Origin of the sequence: Streptomyces sp. NRRL WC-3549 (genome assembly GCF_000721935.1) — a bacterium.
Taxonomy (GTDB): domain Bacteria; phylum Actinomycetota; class Actinomycetes; order Streptomycetales; family Streptomycetaceae; genus Streptomyces.
Map to the genome: position 1 here is coordinate 58,546 of NZ_KL585442.1, position 4,104 is coordinate 62,649.

At 75.8% G+C, this 4,104-nt stretch carries 4 protein-coding genes and 1 pseudogene; all 5 read left to right on the plus strand.

The genetic code is table 11. The annotated features are described in order from the left end of the window. Positions 1-182, plus strand: a pseudogene (locus IH13_RS45360) (transferase); the annotation flags it as partial. Next, positions 179-784 carry a D-glycero-alpha-D-manno-heptose-1,7-bisphosphate 7-phosphatase gene (locus tag IH13_RS0133725; RefSeq protein ID WP_031090551.1) on the plus strand — a complete coding sequence of 202 codons (606 nt, stop codon included), beginning with the start codon at positions 179-181 and terminating at the stop codon, positions 782-784. The pseudogene IH13_RS45360 and the gene IH13_RS0133725, both read left to right, overlap by 4 nt. Next, positions 781-1,788: a glycosyltransferase family 9 protein gene (locus tag IH13_RS0133730; protein WP_031090553.1), complete on the plus strand. Its 1,008-nt coding sequence runs from the start codon at positions 781-783 to the stop codon at positions 1,786-1,788. Before IH13_RS0133725 ends, IH13_RS0133730 begins: the two co-directional genes overlap by 4 nt. Further along, complete coding sequence (locus IH13_RS0133735) at positions 1,785-2,747, plus strand: glycosyltransferase (RefSeq protein ID WP_031090554.1); 963 nt, start codon at positions 1,785-1,787, stop codon at positions 2,745-2,747. Before IH13_RS0133730 ends, IH13_RS0133735 begins: the two co-directional genes overlap by 4 nt. Continuing rightward, a complete protein-coding gene (locus IH13_RS0133740; RefSeq protein WP_031090555.1) occupies positions 2,744-3,982 on the plus strand; it encodes a glycosyltransferase in 1,239 nt (412 codons plus the stop codon). Before IH13_RS0133735 ends, IH13_RS0133740 begins: the two co-directional genes overlap by 4 nt. The last annotated feature ends 122 nt before the right edge of the window (positions 3,983-4,104 follow it).

Genomic DNA, 4,104 nt, shown 5'->3' on the forward strand with positions numbered 1-4,104 from the left:
GGCTGTGGGCCGCCGGCACCGCCGAGTTCGCCTGGGCCCGCATCGCACCCGGCCCTCGTACCGCAGCGGAGGTCACCACGATGCTCGCCACCAGCGCGGCCATCCCGCCCCTGGCGGTCGGCCACTGGGCCGCCGGACATCTCAGACACCGGGGCGCGGCCCCGTGGGGAGGCCGGACATGACGGCACGCCGACGACGGACCCCCGACGCCCCCACGGCGCCCCGGGCCTTCCGCCCCGCCGCCGTCCTCTTCGACCGCGACGGGACGCTGATCCACGACGTCCCCTACAACGCCGACCCCGCCCTCGTACGACCGGTCCCCGGGGCCGCCGAGGCCGTCCGGCTGGTGCGGGAGGCCGGGCTCCCGACCGGCGTCGTCAGCAACCAGTCCGGCATCGGCCGCGGCCTGCTCTCCCACGAGGACGTACGACGGGTCAACACCCGGGTCGACGAACTGATCGGGCCGCTGGGCGTCTGGGTCTACTGCCCGCACCTGCCCGACACGGGCTGCCCCTGCCGCAAGCCGCTCCCCGGCCTGGTCGTCGACGCGGCCGTACGGCTCGGTCTGCGCCCCGAGGACTGCGCGGTGATCGGCGACATCCGGGCGGACGTCCTCGCCGCCCGGGCCGCGGGCGCCGAGGGGATCCTGGTCCCCAACGCGGCGACCCTGCCGGAGGAGACCGAGGCGGAGCCCGGGCGGGCCCCGGACATCCTCACCGCCGTGCGGCGGCTGATGGCCCGTCCCGCCGCACGGGCCGTCCCGGCGGGCGGGGGACCGGCGTGAGAGTCCTCGTCGTGCGCCTCGACAGCTTCGGTGACGTCCTGCTCGCCGGGCCCGCCGTGCGGGCGGCCGCGGCACAGGCCGCACACCTCACCGTGCTCTGCGGGCCCCTCGGTGAACCCGCCGCCCGGATGCTCCCCGGGGTGGACGACGTCCTCGTCTGGCGGGCGCCGTGGGAGGGCGTCCAGCCACCGGCCGTCGAGGAGGCCGACGTCCCCGGCCTCCTCGCCGCCCTGCGCGAGCGGGCCTTCGACACCGCCCTCGTCCTCACCTCCTTCCACCAGAGCCCGCTGCCCGCCGCCCTGCTGCTCCGGATGGCGGGCATCGGCAGGATCGGCGCCGACAGCGTCGACCACCCCGGCCGGCTGCTCGACGTACGCCACCGGCGCCTGCCCGGCCGGCACGAGGCCGAGGCGGCCCTGGACACCGCGCTGGCCATGGGGTTCCGGCTCCGGCCCGGGGACGACGGGCGGTTGCGCGTCCTGCCCGCGCCGGACACCGCCGCGCTCACCGGCAACGGCCCGTACGTCGTCGTCCACCCGGGGGCGAGCGCGCCGGCCCGCTCCTGGGACGCCGGACGCCACGCGGAGGCCGTGCGGATGCTCGCCGACGCCGGACACCGCGTCGTCGTCACCGGAGGTCCCGCCGAGAAGGAGCTGACCCGCATGGTGAGCGGCGCCGACGCCGTCGACCTCGGGGGACGCACCGGCCCCCGGGAGCTGGCCGGGGTGCTGCGCGGCGCGGACGCGCTCGTCAGCGCGAACACCGGGCCCGCGCACCTGGCCGCCGCCGTCGGCACTCCCGTCGTCTCGCTGTTCGCCCCCGTCGTGCCGGCCTCGCGCTGGGCGCCCTACGGCGTTCCCACCGTGCTCCTCGGCGACCAGCGGGCCGACTGCGCCGACACCCGGGCCCGGCACTGCCCGGTGCCGGGACACCCCTGCCTGAACGGCGTCACCGCCCACGACGTCGTGAGCGCGGTGCACAAGCTCCTGAAGGAGAGCGCATGAACATCCTCATCTGGCACGTGCACGGCTCGTGGCTGACCTCCTTCGTCCAGGGGCCGCACACCTACCTGGTGCCGGTGACACCCGACCGGGGGCCCGACGGCCTGGGCCGTGCCCGGACCTGGACCTGGCCCGCGTCGGTGGTCGAACGCACCCCCGAGGAGCTGCGCGACAGCGAGATCGACCTCGTCGTCCTGCAACGGCCGCACGAGATCGAACTGACCCACGCCTGGACCGGCCGCCGGCCCGGGCGCGACGTCCCCGCCGTGTACGTGGAGCACAACAGCCCGCACGAGACGCCCGTGGGCACCGTGCACCCGGTCGCCGGCCGCACGGACGTCCCGCTGGTCCACGTCACCCACTTCAACCGGCTCATGTGGGACAACGGACGCGCCCCCACGAGCGTGGTCGAACACGGGATCATCGACCCCGGGCAGCTCTGGACCGGGACCGAGCCGAGGGCCGCCGTGGTCGTCAACGAACCCGTACGGCGCGGGCGCACCACCGGCACCGACCTGCTGCCCCGGCTGGCGGGGGCCGCGCCCCTGCACGTGTTCGGCATGGGCACCGCGGGGCTCGCCCGGCATCTGGACCTCCCGCCGGAGCAGTGCCTGACCTCCGAACTCCCGCAGAACCGGCTCCACCCGGCCATGGCCCGCTGCCGGGTCTATCTGCACCCCGTGCGGTGGACCTCGCTCGGGCTCTCCCTTCTGGAGGCGATGTTCCTGGGCATGCCCGTCGTCGCCCTGGCGACGACGGAGGTCCGCGAGGCCGTGCCACCGGACGCGGGGGTGGTCTCCAACCGGCCGGACGTACTCGACGACGCCCTGCGGCACTTCCTGGCGGACGCCGCGTACGCCGAGCGGACCGGGAACCGCGCGCGGGCGGCCGCCCGCGCCAGGTACGGCGTCCAGCGGTTCCTGGACGACTGGGAACGACTCATGAAAGAGGTCACGCGATGACGCAGCCCAAGCCGCGCCCCGGCCGGATCGCCCTGGTGTCCGAGCACGCGAGTCCCCTCGCGGAGCTGGGCGGTCCGGACGCGGGCGGCCAGAACGTCTACGTCGCGCAGCTGGCCCGGCACCTGGTGCGGCGCGGGCACGACGTCACCGTCTACACCCGCCGCGACAGCGCCACCGCACCGGCCACGGTGCGCACCCCGGACGGGGTGAAGGTCGTCCATGTGCCGGCCGGGCCGCCCACCCCCGTTCCGAAGGACGAACTGTTCGCCTGGATGCCCGAGTTCGGCGCCCATCTGGCCCGGACATGGCGGCGCACCCGGCCCGACGTCGTCCACGCGCACTTCTGGATGTCCGGGCTGGCGGCGCTCACCGGCACCCGGGACACCGGCATCCCGGTGGTGCAGACGTACCACGCGCTCGGCACCGTGAAGCGGCGCTACCAGGGCACGGAGGACACCAGCCCGCGCGAGCGCGTCGAGATCGAGGCCCGCATCGGGACCGAGGCGGACGCGGTCATCGCGACCTGCGCCGACGAGGTGGACGAGCTCGTCGCCATGGGGATCGACCGCTCCCGCATCGGGGTCGTGCCCTGCGGGGTGGACACCGCCCTCTTCTCGCCGAGGCCCGCCGACCGCAGGCCGGAGGGCGCTCCCCGGCGCCTCCTGGCCGTGGGACGGCTCGTCCCCCGCAAGGGGTTCGACCGCGCGATCAGAGCACTGGCCGCCGTGCCCGACGCCGAACTGCTCATCGCCGGAGGCCCCGAGGCCCCGCTGCTGTTCGCCGACCCGGAGGCCGAACGGCTCCGCAAGATCGCCTCCGAACACGGGGTGACCGAACGGGTCCGGATGCTCGGATGCGTCCCCCAGCACCTCATGCCGGGCCTCCTCTCCAGCGCCGACCTGCTGCTCTCCCTGCCCCGTTACGAGCCGTTCGGCATCGTCCCCATCGAGGCCATGGCCTGCGGCACCCCGGTCGTCGCCACGGCGGTCGGCGGTCAGCTCGACACGGTGGTCGACGGGGTGACCGGCGTCCACGTACCGCCCGTGGGCGACGACCGGCAACTCGGCGCCGCCGTCCGCGCGCTGCTCGACGACCCCGCCCGCCGCGCCCGCTACGGCGCGGCCGGCCGCACGCACGCGCTCGCCCGCTTCACCTGGGACGGGGTGGCCGACGGCGTCGCGCAGGTCTACTCCCGGCTCAGTCCCGTTCCCCTGCTCTCGGAGGTGGCACGATGAAGCTCATCGCTCCCGGCCGGCACTGCGACGACCTGGCCCGCGCGCTCCCGGCCTTCCGCACCGCAGCGGCCGTCACCGAACGATGGGGCGCCGTACTGGCCCGCGTCCTGTCCGGTGGCGGG